Consider the following 17,122-nt stretch of genomic DNA (forward strand, 5'->3'; position numbering starts at 1 on the left):
CGTTCCAAAGGGCCGAATCCGGCCCCTCAGAATTAGTCCGATCAGTTCTTGGCCTTGTCGACCAGCTTGCCCTTGGCAATCCACGGCATCATCGCACGCAGCTTTTCACCGGTCTTCTCGATCGGGTGAGCGTCGTTGCGGGCGCGGATGGCCTTGAAGCCAACACCGCCGGACTGGTTCTCAAGGATGAAGTTACGCACGAACGTACCGTCCTGGATGTCCGTCAGAACGCGCTTCATCTCGGCCTTCGTTTCCGGCGTGATGATGCGCGGACCCGTGACATACTCGCCGTATTCGGCGGTGTTGGAGATGGAGTAGTTCATGTTCGCAATGCCGCCTTCGTAGATCAGGTCCACGATCAGCTTCATTTCGTGCAGGCACTCGAAATAGGCCATCTCCGGCGCATAACCGCCCTCGACCAGCGTCTCGAATCCGGCGCGGATCAGGTCGACGAGACCACCGCACAGGACAGCCTGCTCACCGAACAGATCGGTTTCGACTTCTTCCTTGAAGGTCGTCTCGATGATGCCCGCACGGCCACCACCATTTGCGGAGGCGTAGGACAGGGCGATCTCGAGCGCATTGCCCGAAGCGTTCTGCGCCACGGCCACGAGGGACGGCACACCACCACCACGCAGATATTCGGAACGGACCGTATGGCCCGGGCCCTTCGGCGCGATCAGGAACACGTCCAGGTCCGGACGGGCTTCGATGATGCGGAAATGGATGGACAGACCATGAGCGAAAGCCAGGGCAGCGCCCGGCTTCAGGTTCTTCTCAAGGCTGTCCTTATACAGCGCGCCCTGGCCTTCATCCGGCGTCAGGACCATGACCACATCGGCCCAGGCAGCGGCGTCTTCCGGGGACATGACCTTGAAACCGGCTTCCTCAGCCTTCTTGACGGCGGAGGACGTCGGACGCAGGCCGATGACGATGTCGGAAACGCCGCTGTCCTTGAGGTTGTTGGCATGGGAGTGACCCTGGCTGCCATAGCCAATGATCGCGACTTTCTTGCTCTTGATCAGATTCAGATCGGCATCGCGATCGTAATACACCCGCATCAGACAGGCTCCTTTTTAAGATGAAACACTGAAGGACCGCGCCCGATGGCGGCAATCCCGGTGCGCGAAACCTCGGCCAGGCCAAGGGGGCGCATCAACTCGATGAACGCGTCGATCTTCTCGGGAGACCCCGTCAGCTCGAACACGAAACTCGTGGCCGTCGTATCCACCGGCCGCGCACGGAACGAATCCGCAATGCGCAGGGCCTCCGTCCGGCGCTCGCCCGACGAAACGACCTTCACCAGCGCAAGCTCACGCCCCACATAAGGGCCTTCTTCCGTCAGGTCGCAGACATCATGCACCGGGATCAGGCGCTTGAGCTGCGCCTTGATCTGCCGGATCACCATCGGCGTGCCCGACGTCAGCACCGTGATGCGCGAGAGCTTCTGCTCCGCATCCACCAGCGCCACCGTCAGGCTCTCGATGTTGTAGCCACGGCCGGAAAACAGGCCCACCACGCGGGCTAGCGCGCCACTTTCGTCCTCGATCAGGACTGAAATGACCGAATTCTGGATCGTCTCCGTCATCAGACCAGCATCTTCCCTTCTTCGGTCAGTCCCGCCGCTTCGGAATCCTGATCCGGACCCAGCAGCATCTGGTTATGCGCCGCACCCGACGGGATCATCGGATAGCAGTTCTCGCCTTCGGCCACGCAGATATCGGCCACGACCGGCCCGTCATGCGCCAGCATCCGGCGGATCACGTCATCCAGCTCACCCACATGCGTCGCCCGCATCCCGGTCGCGTGGAACGCTTCGGCCAGCTTCACGAAGTCCGGCAGCGCCTCGCTGTAGGACTGTGAATAGCGCGACCCGTGAAGCAGTTCCTGCCACTGACGGACCATGCCCATATAATGGTTGTTCAGGATGAAGATCTTCACCGGCAGGCGATACTGCGCGATCGTCCCCAGTTCCTGAATGTTCATGAGCGTGGACGCCTCACCGGCGATGTCGATCACCAGCGCATCCGGATGCGCCACCTGCGCGCCCACGGCCGCCGGCAGACCATAGCCCATCGTCCCCAGCCCACCCGACGTCAGCCAGCGGTTCGGCCTGTCGAACTGGAAGTGCTGGGCCGCCCACATCTGGTGCTGTCCGACCTCGGTGGACACGAACGTATCCCGTCCCGTCTCCTTCGCCAGTTCATACAGACGACGAACAGCATGCTGCGGACGGATGATGGCGGACGGCGTCATGTCCTGCGTGAAGCCGAACCCGTCCACACTCCGCCAGGACGCAATCTGGTTCCACCAGGTGGACAGATCCGGCGCAGGCGTATCGCCCCAGGCTTCCAGCAGGGCTTCGAGCGTATCGCGCACATCGCCTTCGATCCGCACATCCACCGGCACGATCTTGTCGATCTGGCTGGGGTCGATATCGGCATGAACCTTGAACGAATTGGGCGAGAACGCATCCACACGCCCCGTCACGCGGTCATCGAAACGCGACCCCAGCGCAATCAGCAGATCACAGCCATGCGTGGCCATGTTCGCCTCGACCGATCCGTGCATCCCCAGCATGCCCAGAAACTGCGGATCGGGAGACGGAAACGCGCCCAGCCCCATCAGCGTGGACGTCACCGGGAAACCGGTCTTGCGCGCCAGACGACGCAGCAGCTCCGACGCTTCCGGCCCGGAATTGATGATGCCACCACCCGTATAGAAAAGCGGGCGCTTGGCCGTCTTTATCGCCTCGACGGTCCGCGCGATCGCCTCCGCATCCGGCCCACCCTGATGGCTCAGACGCCGCAACCGCGACAGCGCAGGCTTCGTCAGTGGCGCCTTGCCGACCGTGATGTCCTTGGGGAGATCCACCAGAACCGGCCCCGGACGGCCAGAACGCGCGACTTCGAACGCCTCACGCACGGTCTGCGCCAGCGCCCCCGGCTCCCGCACGAGGTAGTTGTGCTTGGTCGCAGGACGCGTGATGCCCGTCGTATCGGCTTCCTGAAACGCATCATTGCCGATCAGCTTGGTCGGCACCTGACCCGACAGGCAGACGAGCGGGATGGAATCCATCAGCGCATCCATCAGCCCGGTCACGGCATTGGTCGCACCCGGCCCCGACGTCACCAGAACCACGCCAACCTTGCCCGTCGAGCGCGCATAAGCTTCGGCAGCATGAACGGCGGCCTGCTCGTGACGCACAAGAATGTGTCGAATCCGGTCCTGCCTGAAAAGAGCATCGTAAATCGGAAGGACAGCCCCACCCGGATATCCGAATATGACCTCCACACCCTCTTCATCGAGAACGCGCAGAAGCACCTCCGCGCCATTCAGCGCCTCATTGCCTGTTCCTGCGTCTCTTTCAGCAGCCGTCACCGTTTCCTCCCAAGGTATGAGCGGCGGGATTTAGGACGCCCGCGCAGCGACGTCAACTCGTTCCGATATAAAGTTCTCTATTTTTTCATACTGACTTTCCGAATCTTGCGCAGAATTGGTATATCTACGCAACAAAATCATCGCATCCTCACCCTTTCCCAGCGCATGATGCCGGAACCATGTCGCCTGCCGCCGCGTATAGCGCCCAATGGCAAGGACCGCGGATTTCCGTGCCTCCTCAAACGTCACATCCCCTCGCAGAACGGCCGCCAGTTCGGGCACGCCATGCGCACGCATGGCAGGCAGAACCGGATCGAGCCCCCGCTCCAGCAGATGCGACACTTCGTCCAGAGCCCCGGCCTCCAGCATCTGCCCGAATCTGGAATCGATTGCCCGGCGCAGACCATCCCTCTCCGGGTCCAGCCGAACGGATACGAACCGACAGGAAGCAGGCGGCAGCCCCGGCTGCGACCGCCACCAGGCCAGCCCATGCCCCGTCCCCGTCCAGACCTCCCAGGCCCGCGAAATCCGCTGCGTGTCGTTCGGACGCAGACCAGACGCCGTCTCGGGATCAACCTGCATCAGCCGCGCATGCAGCGCCTCCGGCCCGATCTCCTCCGCCAGAGTCCGCGCTTTGGTCCGCGCCGCATCGCCGGGGTCCGGCACCTCCACCAGACCATCTGTCAGCGCCCGCAGATACATCCCCGTCCCGCCACACAGGATCGGCAGACGCCCCACGGCCCAAGCCTCGTCCATCTCCCGCAGCGCCTCGGACCGCCACCAGGCCACACTGCCCGGCACGGCCGCATCCAGCACGCCATAAAGCCGGTGTGGCACAGCGGCTTCGTCAGCCTCGTCGGGCCGGGCCGTCAGAATCCGCAGATCACGATAGACCTGCATGGAATCCGCATTGATGACCGTGCCGCCAAAGGTCCGGGCAAGGTCGAGCGCCAGTGCCGACTTGCCGGAGCACGTCGGGCCAGCCACAATGAGCGCGGTTTTTATTATCTTCGGGGCGTTCATTCTCCCCTCCTGCCACACGCGCCGGACCGTTACGAGAGCCCATGTCCCTTCCTGCCGTCCTGACCCTTATCGCCGACCGGGAATCCGGTCCCCTCAAACCCGAGGCCATCGACATGGCCCGCGCGCTCGTCAAGGGCAACGCGCCCATCGTCCTGTCTCCGGGCGAAGCGGTCGACATTCCCTGCCCACCGCCACGCCCCGGATCGGCCAACATCACTACGATCCGCGCAACGCTTGCGCCCTACCGCGTCGATGCGCTGCTTCTCAAGACACGCGGCCGCCGCCGGGCCATCCTCGTCGCGGACATGGACAGCACCATCGTCACCGGCGAGACGCTGGACGAACTGGCGGACCTTCTGGGCTGCGGCGAAGAGGTCGCGGCCATCACCCGCGCCTCGATGAACGGTGAACTCGATTTCGAAACCGCGCTCGAACAGCGCGTGGCCCTTCTGGCCGGAAAACCGGCTTCGGTTCTCGAACAGGTCTGGGAGTCCGTCACCCTGACGGAAGGCGCGCGCGAACTCGTGCAGACCATGCGCAAACACAACGGTCGCACGGCCCTCGTATCGGGCGGGTTCACATGGTTCACCCAGCGCGTGGCCGAACTCTGCGGATTCGACGAGAATTACGGCAATGAACTGGAAATCGCAGACGGCAGAATCACCGGCCATCTCGCTGGCCCGATCCTCGGCCCCGACGCCAAACGCGACCATCTCGAACGCCTGACGGCCGAGCGCGGCGTGCAGCTTCGTGCGGCACTGACGACAGGCGACGGCGCCAACGACATCCCGATGCTCGCCAGTGCCGGCCTCGGTCTGGCCTTCCACGCCAAGCCGAATGTCCGCCGCATCATTTCCACACAGATCAACTTCGCCAGCCTGCGCGCGCATCTCTTCGCACAGGGTTATCACGCGCGGGACTTTGTCACCGACTAACCGGACATCCGCAGCACCAGAAACGAAAAAGCCGCCGAAGTCCTGAACTCCGGCGGCTTTTTTCGATCAGTATCCCCAGGTGTAGGGCGGCACACCCGAATAGGACGGGGCGGCGTAATAACCGGGAGCATAGCCCGGCGCATATCCATAACCGCTGTAGCCGCCATAGCCATAAGGCGAGGCCACAGCCATTCCGGCCGCCATGCCAAGACCGACGCCAAGGCCCCAGCCGCCCCAGCCCCAGCCGCCGCCCCAGCCCGGCATGCCCCAGCCGTAACCGAACCAGCCTGGACCGCCCCAGCCGTTCCAGCCACCCCAGCCCGGATAACCCCAGCCACCAAAGCGCGGGCCACCCCAGCCACCGCCCCAGCCGCCGCCACGGAAACCCCAGCCAGGACGGCCCCCGCCATAACCGCCTCCCCAGCCACCACGATAACCGCCGCCGGGACCACCACGGAATCCGCCGCCGCCCATGCCGCCGGGCCCCATGCCACCTCCATGGAAACCGCCACCACCCATGCCACCGCCGCCATGGAAGCCACCGCCTCCACCACCGCCATGCCCGCCACCTCCGCCGCCGCCATGCTGGGCAAAGGCAGGAAGAGAAATCGAGGACGCCAGCAGGGCCAGCATCAGTGCGGCAGCGGGTCTGTGTGCAAAGGTCATGGCAAGTCTCCTGTGGGAAAGCCTGATCATTTTCCCATATCGGCATTATCAGATCGCGTGAGAAGGTGGCTTTCCCATGACGAAACAACTTGTTTCACGTGAAACATTTCCGTCACCTTCTCCGGCGCCGCGCGCCCAGATGTCCACCCAGGTTTTCAAGCGCCAGCCGAAGCTCCTCATCCTCGATATCCGGCACCTCGATCTGCACCGGTTTCGGACGCTTCGGCGTCGGCCGCTCGAACGCGACCAGATCCTGAACAATCTTCAGACGCTCGATTCCGTATTCCCCCCGCAACCCGCAGGCGACGTTGATACGTTCGATGATCTGGGGCGCCCGATGCTGAAGCTCCATGGCGATCGGCCCCGCACAGGCCAGCGTCAGCGTCCCCGCGGAAAGACGTCTCGGCTCGGTCTGTTTCGCCAGACGCGGTCCGACAAAATCTGCCCAGTCCATCATCAGACGCGCCAGAACCGGCGGCTTCTTCTTGAAGACAGGCTGCGTCAATGCCTGTACGAAAGACCCGATCTGCTTCGCCCCCGAGCGACGCGGTGTCCAGTTCCGTTCTGACGGCACCCAGCCATCAGGCTCGGGAGCGGCCTTCTTTCGGGCCGTGTTTCGTGTGGGGCGCTTGTCCGAACCGCGATCCTTCGTCATATCCGTTCCCGTGACTCCTGATGCATCCGCCCTGCTGCGCTGGTACGACCACCACCGCCGCATTCTGCCATGGCGCAGCCTCCCCGGCCATCGTCCGGACCCGTACGCCGTCTGGCTGAGCGAAATCATGCTCCAGCAGACAACCGTCAAAGCCGTCATAGCCTATTACGAGCGCTTCCTCACGCATTACCCGACGGTGCAGGACCTCGCGGCGGCCCCGCTCGAAGACGTCCTGCACCTCTGGGCCGGCCTTGGCTATTATGCCCGTGCCCGCAATCTCCATGCCTGTGCGAAACGCGTCTCCGAACGTGGCGGTTTCCCCGATACGGTTGCAGAGTTGCTGACCCTTCCCGGAATTGGCGCTTACACAGCCCGCGCCATCGCCGCCATCGCCTTCGGACGCCCCGTCGTCCCCGTGGACGGCAATGTCGAGCGCGTCACCGCCCGCCTGAACGCCATCGAAGATCCCCTTCCGACCTCACGCCCCCTTCTGGCAAAACAGGCAGCACTCCTGAACGACGATCCTGTCGCCCAGAACCGCCCTTCCGATTTCGCACAGGCCCTGTTCGATCTCGGCGCCACGATCTGCACCCCGCGCAGTCCTGCCTGCCTGACCTGCCCCTGGCAGACATCCTGCATCGCCCATGCCCGCGGCATCGCAGCACAGCTCCCGGCCAAACAGCCCAGACAGGCCCGCCCCATCCGCTACGGTGCGCATTTCCTCCTGCATGACAACGACGGCCAGATCCTCCTGCGCACACGCCCCCCCACCGGTCTGCTCGGCAGCATGGACGAACTCCCCGGAACCGACTGGCGCAGCACGCCCTGGACGGACGAAGAAGCCCTCATCCACGCCCCCTGCCTGACCCACTGGATGCGCAGAGGCGAGATCCGCCATGTCTTCACCCATTTCACCCTGTACCTCACGGTGTACGAGGCTTGCCTTCCGCAGAGCCATAATGCAGGGATCGATTCCTCTTTCGGCACGTTCCGTTCAGCAAAGCGCGCCGCCCTGCCCGGCGTCATGAAGAAATGCCTGGCCCTCACCAGGCAGACTCCGGAGACATGATGACTGACACATCCCCGACACTGCGCCTGTGGTTCATGGACTGGCATGGCTGGATGCTTGACCACGATCCGCTGAAAGATGCTCCGACCCGCACCCTTTTCCAGCCAGGCCGCCTGCCCGGACTCTGCGCCATTGTCCCGGAAACCTTCCAGTTCCCCTATCGGCCGTTCATGGAAAAACGCGTGTCCATGCCCCGGGCTTTTCCAGACATGGAAATGCAGGAGCTGCCCCATAACCGGGTCGCCTTCTTCCTGCCGAAGTCTGAGACCTACCTGATCAGCGTCCCTTTTGGGTCCGGTTTCGTGGATTACCATTCCCCGGCGCAGAAGGAGTGGGAAACCTTCTTGCCCCTGACTCTGGAAATGCTGCGGGGCCTCTCCCTGCTCGTGACTCCTGACGCCCTGAAACTGGAAGACGACACGAACACAGTCCTGCCAACACCAATATTGCAGGAGAATATGATCCTCAGATTCGGCGACAGGAACCTCCCCCTGTTCTTGAACACCGACGTCCTGACCCGGATCGGCCACATCATGCCCGGCACGAATGCCTCGATCGACCTGACATGGCAGATCGACATCGCACCGACCCCTCTTGTCGTGCATCGCCAGGCAGGCCCGACTCCGGCACCGGAAACACTGTAAAACCGGAGACGCGGCCAGTCCCGAAAGGGCCCTCCGGGACGCAGCAACGATATATCCAACCTGAAATGAAAGAACCAGACCTTTCTGGTCCTCATCCGTTTCGTGAAAGCCATCCTTCTGTATTAAATTCCCCCTCATGAGAAAGGGTTTTTTCAATTAATTGTAATGTTTGATTGATGTCCTTCACAGATAGGATTTTTGTTCTAAATATTCTCGTGTCTGGAGCAGGCAGGTATTTCATACGAAGCCGGTCTGTTTTCCGGCTGTCATGGGAAGATATGTTATCTAGAGGTTCTTTTCTTGCCGCTTCTGGGGTCCGTCATGACGGAACGGGCCGTCTCTTCTGTTATACTACCCGATATTTAACGACAGAAAATCGCACACCTGAAGTTCCCGGTTTTTCCACCCCCCTGACGGCACGTCACCTTTCAGCACCCTGCTCCAGACACCTGCCCCCGAACTTCGGTTGGCCTCATACACTTTTCCCGGACAGGTCCCTTCCCGGCACACCTGTTGTCCCAACTGGCTATGCGGTCCTTCCGGATACCCGTGACCTGTCACCCGCCTTCCTTCGGTCGGATGACTGCATGGTCCTGTCAGCGAGGCAGATCATCCAGTCATCTGACCGTCCCTATGGCTCCTGAGGTACTGAAATCATGACTTATACTGTCGGACATTATCTTGCCGAACGACTGACACAGATCGGCCTGAAGCATCATTTCGCCGTTGCAGGCGACTACAACCTCGTTCTGCTCGACCAGCTGATCGAACAGGGCGGCACAAAGCAGATCTATGACTGCAACGAGCTGAACTGCTCCTTCGCCGCGGAAGGTTACGCCCGTGCCAACGGTGCGGCCGCTGCCGTTGTCACCTTCAGCGTCGGCGCCATCTCCGCCATGAACGGCCTTGGCGGCGCCTATGCCGAAAACCTGCCGATCCTCGTGATTTCGGGCGCGCCGAACTCCAACGATCACGGTTCGGGCCACGTCCTGCACCACACGATCGGCACGACGGAATACAGCTATCAGAGGGAAATGGCGAAGCACGTCACCTGTGCCGCCGAGAGCATCACATCCGCTGAAACCGCCCCGGCCAAGATTGACCACGTCATCCGCACAATGCTGCGCGAGAAAAAGCCGGCCTATCTCGAAATCGCCTGCAACATCTCGGCCGCACCCTGCGTCCGTCCGGGTCCGGTCTCGTCCCTGCACGCCCATCCGCGTCCGGACGAAGCCAGCCTGAAGGCCGCTCTGGACGAAAGCCTGAGCTTCCTCAGCAAGGCCAACAAGGTCGCCATCCTGGTCGGCACCAAGCTGCGCGCAGCCGAAGCCCTCAAGGAAACGGTCGAACTGGCTGACAAGCTCGGCTGCCCCGTCACGGTCATGGCGGCTGCAAAGAGCTACTTTCCCGAGACGCACCCCGCCTTCCGTGGCGTGTACTGGGGCTCTGTCAGCAGCCCGGGCGCACAGGCCATCATTGAAGGCGCTGACGCCGTGATCTCTCTGGCTCCGGTCTGGAACGACTACTCGTCGGAAGGTTGGACGAGCGTTATCAAAGGCGCAAAGGTTCTCGAGGTCGATCCCGACCGCGTCACCGTCAACGGCAAGACCTTCGACGGCTTCCGCCTCAAGGAATTCGTCAAGGCCCTGACCGAGAAAGCCCCGAAGAAGTCCGCAGCCCTGACCGGCGAATACAAGCCCGTCATCCTGCCGAAGGCCGACCCGGCCAAGCCGCTGTCCAACGACGAAATGACCCGCCAGATCAACGAACTGGTCGACGGCAACACCACCCTCTTCGCCGAGACCGGCGACTCATGGTTCAACGCCATGCGCATGCATCTTCCCGAAGGTGCGAAGGTCGAGACGGAAATGCAGTGGGGTCACATCGGCTGGTCCGTTCCGTCCATGTTCGGCAACGCCACCGCGTCGCCGGAGCGCAAGCACGTCCTGATGGTCGGTGACGGTTCCTTCCAGCTGACGGCGCAGGAAGTGGCCCAGATGGTCCGCTACGAACTGCCGGTCATCATTTTCCTGGTGAACAACCACGGCTACGTCATCGAAATCGCCATCCATGACGGCCCGTACAACTATATCCAGAACTGGGACTACGCGGCTCTGATGCAGTGCTTCAATCAGGGCGTCCCCGGCAAGGAAAGCGGCAAGTACGGTCTTGGTCTGCATGCCACGACGGGTGCTGAACTCGCCGATGCCATCGCAAAGGCCAAGAAAAACACCCGCGGCCCGACGCTCATCGAATGCAAGCTCGATCGCACGGACTGCACCAAGACCCTCGTGGAATGGGGCAAGGCCGTGGCCGCTGCCAACTCCCGCAAGCCGCAGATCGTCTGAACAGAACGTCTGATCCTTCCCGGATCGTCCGTGTGACATAAAAAAACCCCCCCGTGCCCGGCACGGGGGGTTTTTCTTCTGAAGAGGCTCTCAACCGAAAAATCAGAGCAGACGCGCAATCTTCATGAACAGAAACGTCACGGTCATGAAGACGAAACAGACAATGCCCGCCTCCACGGTCCCCATCTGCCCCTGCGCCAGAAACATCCCGCCGGTATTCATGCCGAAAAACCCGGTCACGAAGGTCGCAGGCAGCATCAACGTGGTTCCGACCGAGACGATATACAGCCGCCGGTTGGTCTCTTCCGCCTGATTGGACCCCAGCTCGTCCTGCAAAGACCGCGCACGGTCCTGAAGCGCGATCAGATCGTCCAGCGCCGCATGAACCTGCCGCTCGGCCCTGTCCCGAAGTTCGTCCTCGGCCCAGTCCGGAAGATCCAGATCCTCGTCTTTCAGAACACGATCGATCGGCGTCACCACCCGCCGCAATTCAGTTGCACGACGGCGCACCTTGCCGACAATGCTACCCAGATGCCCCAGATCGGAGCGATGCTCGATCAGCAGGAGCACGTCTTCCGCCCGGTCCAGCTCGTCATCCAGATGTCCGAGCTGCCGCCGTACCGTCCCCGTGAACTCACGCAAGGCGCGGTCGATGATTCCCGCAGGTGTCTTCGGAATCTGATCCGGCTTAAGCGAACGATACGCCGCGCCCAGAACCGGAATGGGGTTGCGGCGCGTCGTGAGCAGCAGATCGGGCCGCATCGCAAAACGCCAGGCGCAGATGTCCCGGTCTTCTTCGGACAGGGCATCGTCAAACGCCGGCAGCGCACCCCAGATCAGATCCCCGAACGCCTCGAGCGCAATGCCATATTCCGTCTCGGCCAGCATGGCGCAGACGTCTTCGGGCAGATCCGGCAGATGCGCGACATAGCCCCGCGCCGAACTATGTACCGTATCGAAATGCAGCCAGTACCAGCCATCGGTCTCAAGCGGCCGCTCCGGCGCCAGAAGCATTTCCACTTCCGCCGATCCAAGCGTGCGCAGCTCCTGCCCCGGCACGGCATGAACCGCCCAGACGAGACCGTTTGCAAAAGCGGGCGCGCCGGTTTCCTGATGTTCCGGGTCCAGAACCGTGAAGGGGAAGTTGTAGGCAGTGCTGTCTGACACGACATCCTCCTGTTCTCAGGGGGTTCAGGACCGGCAGAACCGGCATGCAGGTTCAACAGAAACGATAGGACAGTAATCCAGTCCGGCTTCTCGCATGGTCCGCAGATCGACGCAATATACCCCTCTTTCCGCAAACAGAGCCCTCCGCGATGCAACTCCGACGGGTTGCAGCGGTTATTCCCACACTCCCTGATGAGTCAGCCCCTGACGCAGGGGAACTCCCCTCCGGAAAGGAATGTTCATGTCCATCCGCACGTCATTTTTCGTTGCCAGCCTTCTGCTGGGCACTGCCGCCGCCACTCCGGCCGTCATGGCCCAGGCCGTCAGCGCACCCAGCAACGACCAGACGCAGACCTCGACTTCGGCCATCCAGAAGGCCCAGAACTCCACGATCAGCCAGCCGAACAACAGTCTGCCGACCAATCCGCGCACGATAACGGAACAGCCGGACCAGCCAGCGCCGGCCGCCCCCGGCGCCATGAGCCGCACCACGAACGAAACCGGTCCTGTCCCGTCAGACCAGAAGAACGTGCACAAACTCTCCGGCAAGCATCACCGCTCGCACAGGAAAACGTCTGCTGCGACCGACACGACGCCGCAGACCACATCTCCGCAATAAGACGCACGGACCTATTGCCGGGCCCGCCCTTTCCGCGGGTCCGCCAAGCCTTTATACAGGCAGCCATCCAAAGATGGGCAGCAAGGGCCATTTCATGACGACGCAGGATTACAAGGTTCGCGACATTACTCTGGCAGACTGGGGCCGCAAGGAAATCTCCATCGCCGAAGGCGAAATGCCGGGCCTGATGGCTCTTCGCGAAGAGTACAAGGACTCACAGCCGCTCAAGGGCGCACGCATCGCCGGCTGTCTGCACATGACCATCCAGACCGCAGTGCTGATCGAGACGCTGATCGCTCTTGGCGCCACGGTCCGCTGGTCTTCGTGCAACATCTTCTCCACGCAGGATCACGCCGCAGCAGCCATCGCGGCCGCTGGTATCCCCGTCTTCGCCTGGAAGGGCCTGACGGAAGACGAGTTCAACTGGTGCATCGAGCAGACCATCCATGCTCCCGATGGCTGGACACCGAACATGATCCTCGATGATGGTGGCGACCTCACCATCATGATGCACGACAAGTACCCCGAAATGCTCAAGGACGTGCGCGGCATCTCCGAAGAGACGACGACGGGCGTGCATCGTCTGTGGGAAATGTCCAAGAAGGGCACGCTGAAGGTTCCGGCCATCAACGTGAACGACAGCGTCACCAAGTCCAAGTTCGACAACCTGTATGGCTGCCGCGAGAGCCTCGTGGACGCGATCCGTCGCGGCACGGACGTCATGATGGCCGGCAAGGTCGCCGTGGTTGCCGGTTACGGTGACGTGGGCAAGGGCTCCGCTGCCTCCCTGCGCAACGCAGGCTGCCGCGTGCTCGTGACCGAAGTCGATCCGATCTGCGCCCTTCAGGCCGCCATGGAAGGCTATGAAGTCGTCACGATGGAAAACGCGGCCCCGCGCGGCGACATCTTCGTCACCTGCACGGGCAACGTGGACATCATCACGATCGACCATGTGCGTGAGATGAAGGACCGTGCGATCGTCTGCAACATCGGTCACTTCGACAGCGAAATCCAGGTCGAAGCCTTGCGCAATTACCGCTGGAACAACATCAAGCCGCAGGTTGACGAGATCGAACTGGCTCCGAACCGCCGCATCATCCTTCTGTCCGAAGGCCGTCTGGTGAACCTGGGCAACGCGACAGGCCACCCGTCCTTCGTGATGTCCGCGTCCTTCACCAACCAGACCCTGGCGCAGATCGAACTGTGGACGGCAAAGCCGGGCCAGTACGAAGTCAAGGTCTACACCCTGCCGAAGTCTCTGGACGAGAAAGTCGCCGCCCTGCACCTCGCAAAGGTCGGCGCGGAACTTTCCAAAATGTCACAGAAACAGGCCGACTACATCGACGTTCCCGTCAATGGTCCGTTCAAGCACGAAGAATACCGCTACTAAGACAAGGCGGATCAGGAAGGGCGAAACCCCGGTGACGCCCTTTTCCGGATTTCCTTAACCAACAGGAGTTACACCCATGGGTCTTTTCAGCACCATCATGTCCAAGATCTTCGGACATGCCGAAGCCGCAACGCCGTCCACCAGTGCAGCCCCGGCCGCCACTGCACCTGCCGCCGCTCCGGCTGCTCCCGCAGCAGCGCCTGCCGCAGCTCCGGTGGACGTGGACGCCGTCCTGTCCGATCTGGCATCCAAGGCCGGCCAGCCGCTGAACTACAAGACCTCCATCGTGGATCTCCTGAAGCTGCTCGGTCTCGACAGCTCGCTCCAGTCCCGCAAAGAACTGGCCGGCGAACTGCATTATTCGGGCAGCACGGACGACACCGCGACGATGAACGTCTGGCTCATCAAGCAGGTCTATGCCGAGCTGGCCAAGAATGGCGGCAAGGTCCCGGCTGACTGGACGCACTGATCCGCGTCCCGTCCGCACGGACACCATAAAAAAAAGCCCGGCTGGTGACAGCCGGGCTTTTTTTATGAAACGCTGACCTCAGGGAAGGATCGCATTCCCCGGCTCCAGCGTCTGCATCGACCGCTCCACACCGGATGCCTGCCCCGCACGCAGTTCCTCAAGCGACTGATGGAAAATCCGCACTTTGACTTCCACATGCCGGTCCGGATAACGCCACCGCTCGAACGCCAGAACCGTATCCGGCGCCGTACTGTCCGGCTGATCCTCAAACGCCCAGGACAGCCCGAAAATCGCCGCCACGGCATCCTGATTGGTATCATGCCCCGCCAGCACCAGAAGCCGCGTGGACCCCGTCACACCCGGAATCTCCGTCACCGGAAGGTCCGCCAGAAACGCCTGAATGCCCTCAGCCATCACCCCGTTACGCGCCGCAGCCACAACAGGCAGACGCCGCAACATCCGGCTCTCCGCCTCATGAACCGGCAGAACGGCTTTCAGAAGCCCCGGAACATCCGCTTTCGCAGACCCGAAAACATCCATCCCAAAGCCCTCGGAATACAGCAGCAGCAGATTTTCCGCCGCCATGCCACCCCTTGCCACCCCTCCCGAGAGATGCGGCGCGCCTTTCTTCCATTCAAGCACCGCATCATCGCGCAGACACCACGCCGTATGCGCAACACCATCACACGCGCCGGGCGCCATTAATGTCTGCAAAGCCTGCAAACCACGCCGAACGTCCGAACTCTTTGAAACGGGCAGCATGGAGACAAACGCCTGCTCCGTATCCTGCTTCGAAGGCACCGCGCGTCCTGCCGCAATGGCATTGAACACAGGGTCCGGCCCATGCTCCTGCCATTGCGCAGAAACATGACAATTCAGCGCCAGATTCCGCGCCCAGACCTGGCCGGTCTGCTGCGTCCGATGATCCGCGCCATCCGCCCAGATCCGTACGCCATCGGAACATGATCGTAACGGATCAAATCCGAGATCCACATAATGCGTTCGGACAGCCTGAACCATGGCTGCCAGCGCAACGGCCCCGTGCGGCGTCATCTCCCCGGGAGCAACAGACCATTCCGGCCAATCGAAACCGGTCTTCTCCCGCAAAACCGTCGCAGATGCCGTCGGGCTCCGGATCCCGTGCCGCGACAGAAGCACGACTTTTTCCAGAACTGCCCCCGACGGCACAGAGGCACCGTCCGAACATCCCGTCAGGGACAGGAGCAGCAGAAGGACAGAAGGCGTCTTTTTCACGGGAAAGTCGCCGTCATGTTGAAGAACACACTCCGTCCGGCCAGCCGCCAGTAAAGCGGCGCATCACCATAAGACTGATTGCCCGCAAAATCGCTGATGGAGCGATTATTAAAGAGGTTGGAAATCTTGAGGCTCGGCGTCACATCACGCATGAAGCCACCGATGTTGTGAATACGCCAGCCCAGAGCCAGATCCGCCGTCACATTGCCGTGGATTCTGTACTGGTTTTCAAACACTGTATGACCAGCCGAATTGGTGGTGCTGTCCAACCCCCAGTGATGCCCGACATATTTCCCCATCAACGAAAAATAAGGCCCCTTCGGATTTTCATAAAGCAGGCCGAACGATGCCAGAGAATCCGGCGTCGTCGCAACACGCACCGTGCTGTGTTTGTAGCGCGCATCATTCACGCTGTAATTGCCGTAAAGCGAGAAGCCGTATCCGATGACATACTGTCCCTCAAGCTCGATGCCCCTATAAATCGCGCCACCGCTGTTCACATATGTCGAAGTCGTCCCGATTCCATCGACCTTGATCTGTGCAGATGCGATATAATTGGAAAAATCGATGTAATATCCATCCAACGACAACATCCAGTTCTTGCCGTGATAAACCGACCCGATCTGATAATTCAGCGTCGTTTCGGGCTTCACATTCCCAACCGATTTAACCTGAAAAACCGACATGGGAGGGGCCAGAAAGCCACGCGCGATCTGCGCGTACGCACTCCAGTTTTTCATAATACGTTGATTGATCGCAACGGATGGCTGCCAGGACCCATAATGCTGGGTATCTTTTAGTGGCACCTTCGTGGATTTGTTGATTGCCGCATTATAGTCCCTGGTAAACATTGAATATTTTACACCAGGCTTGATAACCGCCCCTTTCCAGGAATGAATATTAAACTCAAGATAGGGCTGGATCGTCGTGTTCAGATCAGAAATATCATAGCTGTAAGCCGAGCCGGTTTTGGACGGAACCGGGGTCGCATTTTTACTCAGATCCAGTGCGTATGTGTAGCGGCGGTCCTTCTGCACATCCGCCCATACCCCGAACAGAACATCGGCATAGGACGTATGTGCCTTGAACCGCAACGTATCGCCATAGGAACGGAATTTGGCGTCTGCATATTTTCCGGGAATGTCATTGGCATAGGTCGCCACCTTCTTCCCGGCCGCATTATAGAACGTCACGCCATTCGCAGCCGTGCTCGTCTGGCTGGCATCCGTGCTTTCCGTATAATCATGCTCGAACCCGCTCATATAAAGCTGGTTTTCCATCGTCAGCCACGATGCAAGACGGCTTTTGAGGCTGACATAATCAAAATCGGACGTGTAGGTGCTGGGATTATATCCATAATAACACTGTTTGGACGGATCGTTGCACAACCCGTAATTTTTGCCGTATTTCGCATATTCGGCGAGCGTCGCGCCCTGCGTCGTATACTGCCATTCCTTGTTATAGGTCGTCTCGAATGTCAGTGTCGTCTCAGGCGCAAGATC

The 17,122-nt window shown here is 61.0% G+C and carries 16 protein-coding genes; 7 read left to right on the plus strand and 9 right to left on the minus strand.

All coding sequences use genetic code 11. The features are described from left to right. Positions 1-41: 41 nt before the first annotated feature. The 4 genes from ilvC to miaA are packed head-to-tail and all read right to left on the minus strand — an operon-like array spanning position 42 to position 4,404. Complete coding sequence (gene ilvC / locus GFJ39_RS08515) at positions 42-1,061, minus strand: ketol-acid reductoisomerase (protein ID WP_153430931.1); 1,020 nt, start codon at positions 1,059-1,061, stop codon at positions 42-44. Continuing rightward, a complete protein-coding gene (gene ilvN, locus GFJ39_RS08520) occupies positions 1,061-1,588 on the minus strand; it encodes an acetolactate synthase small subunit (protein WP_153430932.1) in 528 nt (175 codons plus the stop codon). Before ilvN ends, ilvC begins: the two co-directional genes overlap by 1 nt. Beyond that, positions 1,588-3,381, minus strand: a complete 1,794-nt coding sequence (gene ilvB / locus GFJ39_RS08525; protein WP_325062888.1) for a biosynthetic-type acetolactate synthase large subunit — start codon at positions 3,379-3,381, stop codon at positions 1,588-1,590. Before ilvB ends, ilvN begins: the two co-directional genes overlap by 1 nt. Positions 3,382-3,411: 30 nt before the next feature. Continuing rightward, on the minus strand, positions 3,412-4,404 hold the full coding sequence (gene miaA / locus GFJ39_RS08530) for a tRNA (adenosine(37)-N6)-dimethylallyltransferase MiaA (RefSeq protein WP_153430933.1): 993 nt from the start codon (positions 4,402-4,404) through the stop codon (positions 3,412-3,414). 41 nt (positions 4,405-4,445) lie between these two features. Between miaA and serB the strand changes: the two genes are divergently transcribed. Further along, positions 4,446-5,339, plus strand: a complete 894-nt coding sequence (serB, locus tag GFJ39_RS08535; protein ID WP_153430934.1) for a phosphoserine phosphatase SerB — start codon at positions 4,446-4,448, stop codon at positions 5,337-5,339. Between the two features lie 66 nt (positions 5,340-5,405). Here the strand turns inward: serB and GFJ39_RS08540 are convergent, their stop codons facing one another. Next, complete coding sequence (locus tag GFJ39_RS08540; protein ID WP_194285325.1) at positions 5,406-6,005, minus strand: hypothetical protein; 600 nt, start codon at positions 6,003-6,005, stop codon at positions 5,406-5,408. A 112-nt stretch (positions 6,006-6,117) separates the two neighbouring features. After that, positions 6,118-6,660, minus strand: a complete 543-nt coding sequence (locus GFJ39_RS08550) for a DUF721 domain-containing protein (RefSeq protein ID WP_153430936.1) — start codon at positions 6,658-6,660, stop codon at positions 6,118-6,120. Positions 6,661-6,670: 10 nt separating this feature from the next. Here GFJ39_RS08550 and mutY point away from each other — a divergent pair, with 10 nt between their 5' ends. The 3 genes from mutY (at position 6,671) to GFJ39_RS08565 (ending at position 10,721) form a co-directional block, all read left to right on the plus strand. Then, positions 6,671-7,729: an A/G-specific adenine glycosylase gene (mutY, locus tag GFJ39_RS08555; protein ID WP_325062889.1), complete on the plus strand. Its 1,059-nt coding sequence runs from the start codon at positions 6,671-6,673 to the stop codon at positions 7,727-7,729. Further along, positions 7,729-8,373 carry a hypothetical protein gene (locus GFJ39_RS08560; RefSeq protein WP_194285326.1) on the plus strand — a complete coding sequence of 215 codons (645 nt, stop codon included), beginning with the start codon at positions 7,729-7,731 and terminating at the stop codon, positions 8,371-8,373. Before mutY ends, GFJ39_RS08560 begins: the two co-directional genes overlap by 1 nt. 656 nt (positions 8,374-9,029) lie before the next feature. Beyond that, positions 9,030-10,721, plus strand: coding sequence for an alpha-keto acid decarboxylase family protein (locus GFJ39_RS08565; RefSeq protein WP_153430939.1), 1,692 nt, complete (start codon positions 9,030-9,032; stop codon positions 10,719-10,721). Between the two features lie 102 nt (positions 10,722-10,823). Here GFJ39_RS08565 and GFJ39_RS08570 read toward each other — a convergent pair whose 3' ends face one another. Further along, positions 10,824-11,888, minus strand: a complete 1,065-nt coding sequence (locus GFJ39_RS08570) for a transporter (protein ID WP_325062890.1) — start codon at positions 11,886-11,888, stop codon at positions 10,824-10,826. 241 nt (positions 11,889-12,129) lie between these two features. Here GFJ39_RS08570 and GFJ39_RS08575 point away from each other — a divergent pair, with 241 nt between their 5' ends. From GFJ39_RS08575 to GFJ39_RS08585, 3 genes are all read left to right on the plus strand, one after another. Then, entirely contained in the window at positions 12,130-12,507 is a 378-nt protein-coding gene (locus GFJ39_RS08575) for a hypothetical protein (protein WP_153430940.1), read from the plus strand. Positions 12,508-12,601: 94 nt separating this feature from the next. Beyond that, complete coding sequence (ahcY, locus tag GFJ39_RS08580; protein WP_153430941.1) at positions 12,602-13,897, plus strand: adenosylhomocysteinase; 1,296 nt, start codon at positions 12,602-12,604, stop codon at positions 13,895-13,897. A gap of 76 nt (positions 13,898-13,973) precedes the next feature. After that, positions 13,974-14,366: a DUF3597 domain-containing protein gene (locus GFJ39_RS08585; protein WP_011252638.1), complete on the plus strand. Its 393-nt coding sequence runs from the start codon at positions 13,974-13,976 to the stop codon at positions 14,364-14,366. Positions 14,367-14,444: 78 nt separating this feature from the next. Here GFJ39_RS08585 and GFJ39_RS08590 read toward each other — a convergent pair whose 3' ends face one another. Together GFJ39_RS08590 and GFJ39_RS08595 are read right to left on the minus strand one after the other, a co-directional pair. Beyond that, positions 14,445-15,620: a histidine-type phosphatase gene (locus GFJ39_RS08590; RefSeq protein ID WP_325062891.1), complete on the minus strand. Its 1,176-nt coding sequence runs from the start codon at positions 15,618-15,620 to the stop codon at positions 14,445-14,447. Beyond that, a partial coding sequence (locus GFJ39_RS08595; protein ID WP_153430943.1) for a TonB-dependent receptor occupies positions 15,617-17,122 on the minus strand: 1,506 nt, incomplete at its 5' end. The genes GFJ39_RS08595 and GFJ39_RS08590, both read right to left, overlap by 4 nt.

It is taken from the genome of Gluconobacter aidae (assembly GCF_009547075.1).
Lineage (GTDB): Bacteria > Pseudomonadota > Alphaproteobacteria > Acetobacterales > Acetobacteraceae > Gluconobacter > Gluconobacter aidae.

Coding starts and splice junctions, on each gene's coding strand:
- ilvN (WP_153430932.1), bottom strand. CDS start 1,588: ATGACGGAGACGATCCAGAATTCGGTCATTTCAGTCCTGATCGAGGAC.
- ilvC (WP_153430931.1), bottom strand. CDS start 1,061: ATGCGGGTGTATTACGATCGCGATGCCGATCTGAATCTGATCAAGAGC.
- GFJ39_RS08575 (WP_153430940.1), top strand. CDS start 12,130: ATGTCCATCCGCACGTCATTTTTCGTTGCCAGCCTTCTGCTGGGCACT.
- miaA (WP_153430933.1), bottom strand. CDS start 4,404: ATGAACGCCCCGAAGATAATAAAAACCGCGCTCATTGTGGCTGGCCCG.
- GFJ39_RS08540 (WP_194285325.1), bottom strand. CDS start 6,005: ATGACCTTTGCACACAGACCCGCTGCCGCACTGATGCTGGCCCTGCTG.
- GFJ39_RS08560 (WP_194285326.1), top strand. CDS start 7,729: ATGACTGACACATCCCCGACACTGCGCCTGTGGTTCATGGACTGGCAT.
- ahcY (WP_153430941.1), top strand. CDS start 12,602: ATGACGACGCAGGATTACAAGGTTCGCGACATTACTCTGGCAGACTGG.
- serB (WP_153430934.1), top strand. CDS start 4,446: ATGTCCCTTCCTGCCGTCCTGACCCTTATCGCCGACCGGGAATCCGGT.
- GFJ39_RS08565 (WP_153430939.1), top strand. CDS start 9,030: ATGACTTATACTGTCGGACATTATCTTGCCGAACGACTGACACAGATC.
- GFJ39_RS08550 (WP_153430936.1), bottom strand. CDS start 6,660: ATGACGAAGGATCGCGGTTCGGACAAGCGCCCCACACGAAACACGGCC.
- GFJ39_RS08585 (WP_011252638.1), top strand. CDS start 13,974: ATGGGTCTTTTCAGCACCATCATGTCCAAGATCTTCGGACATGCCGAA.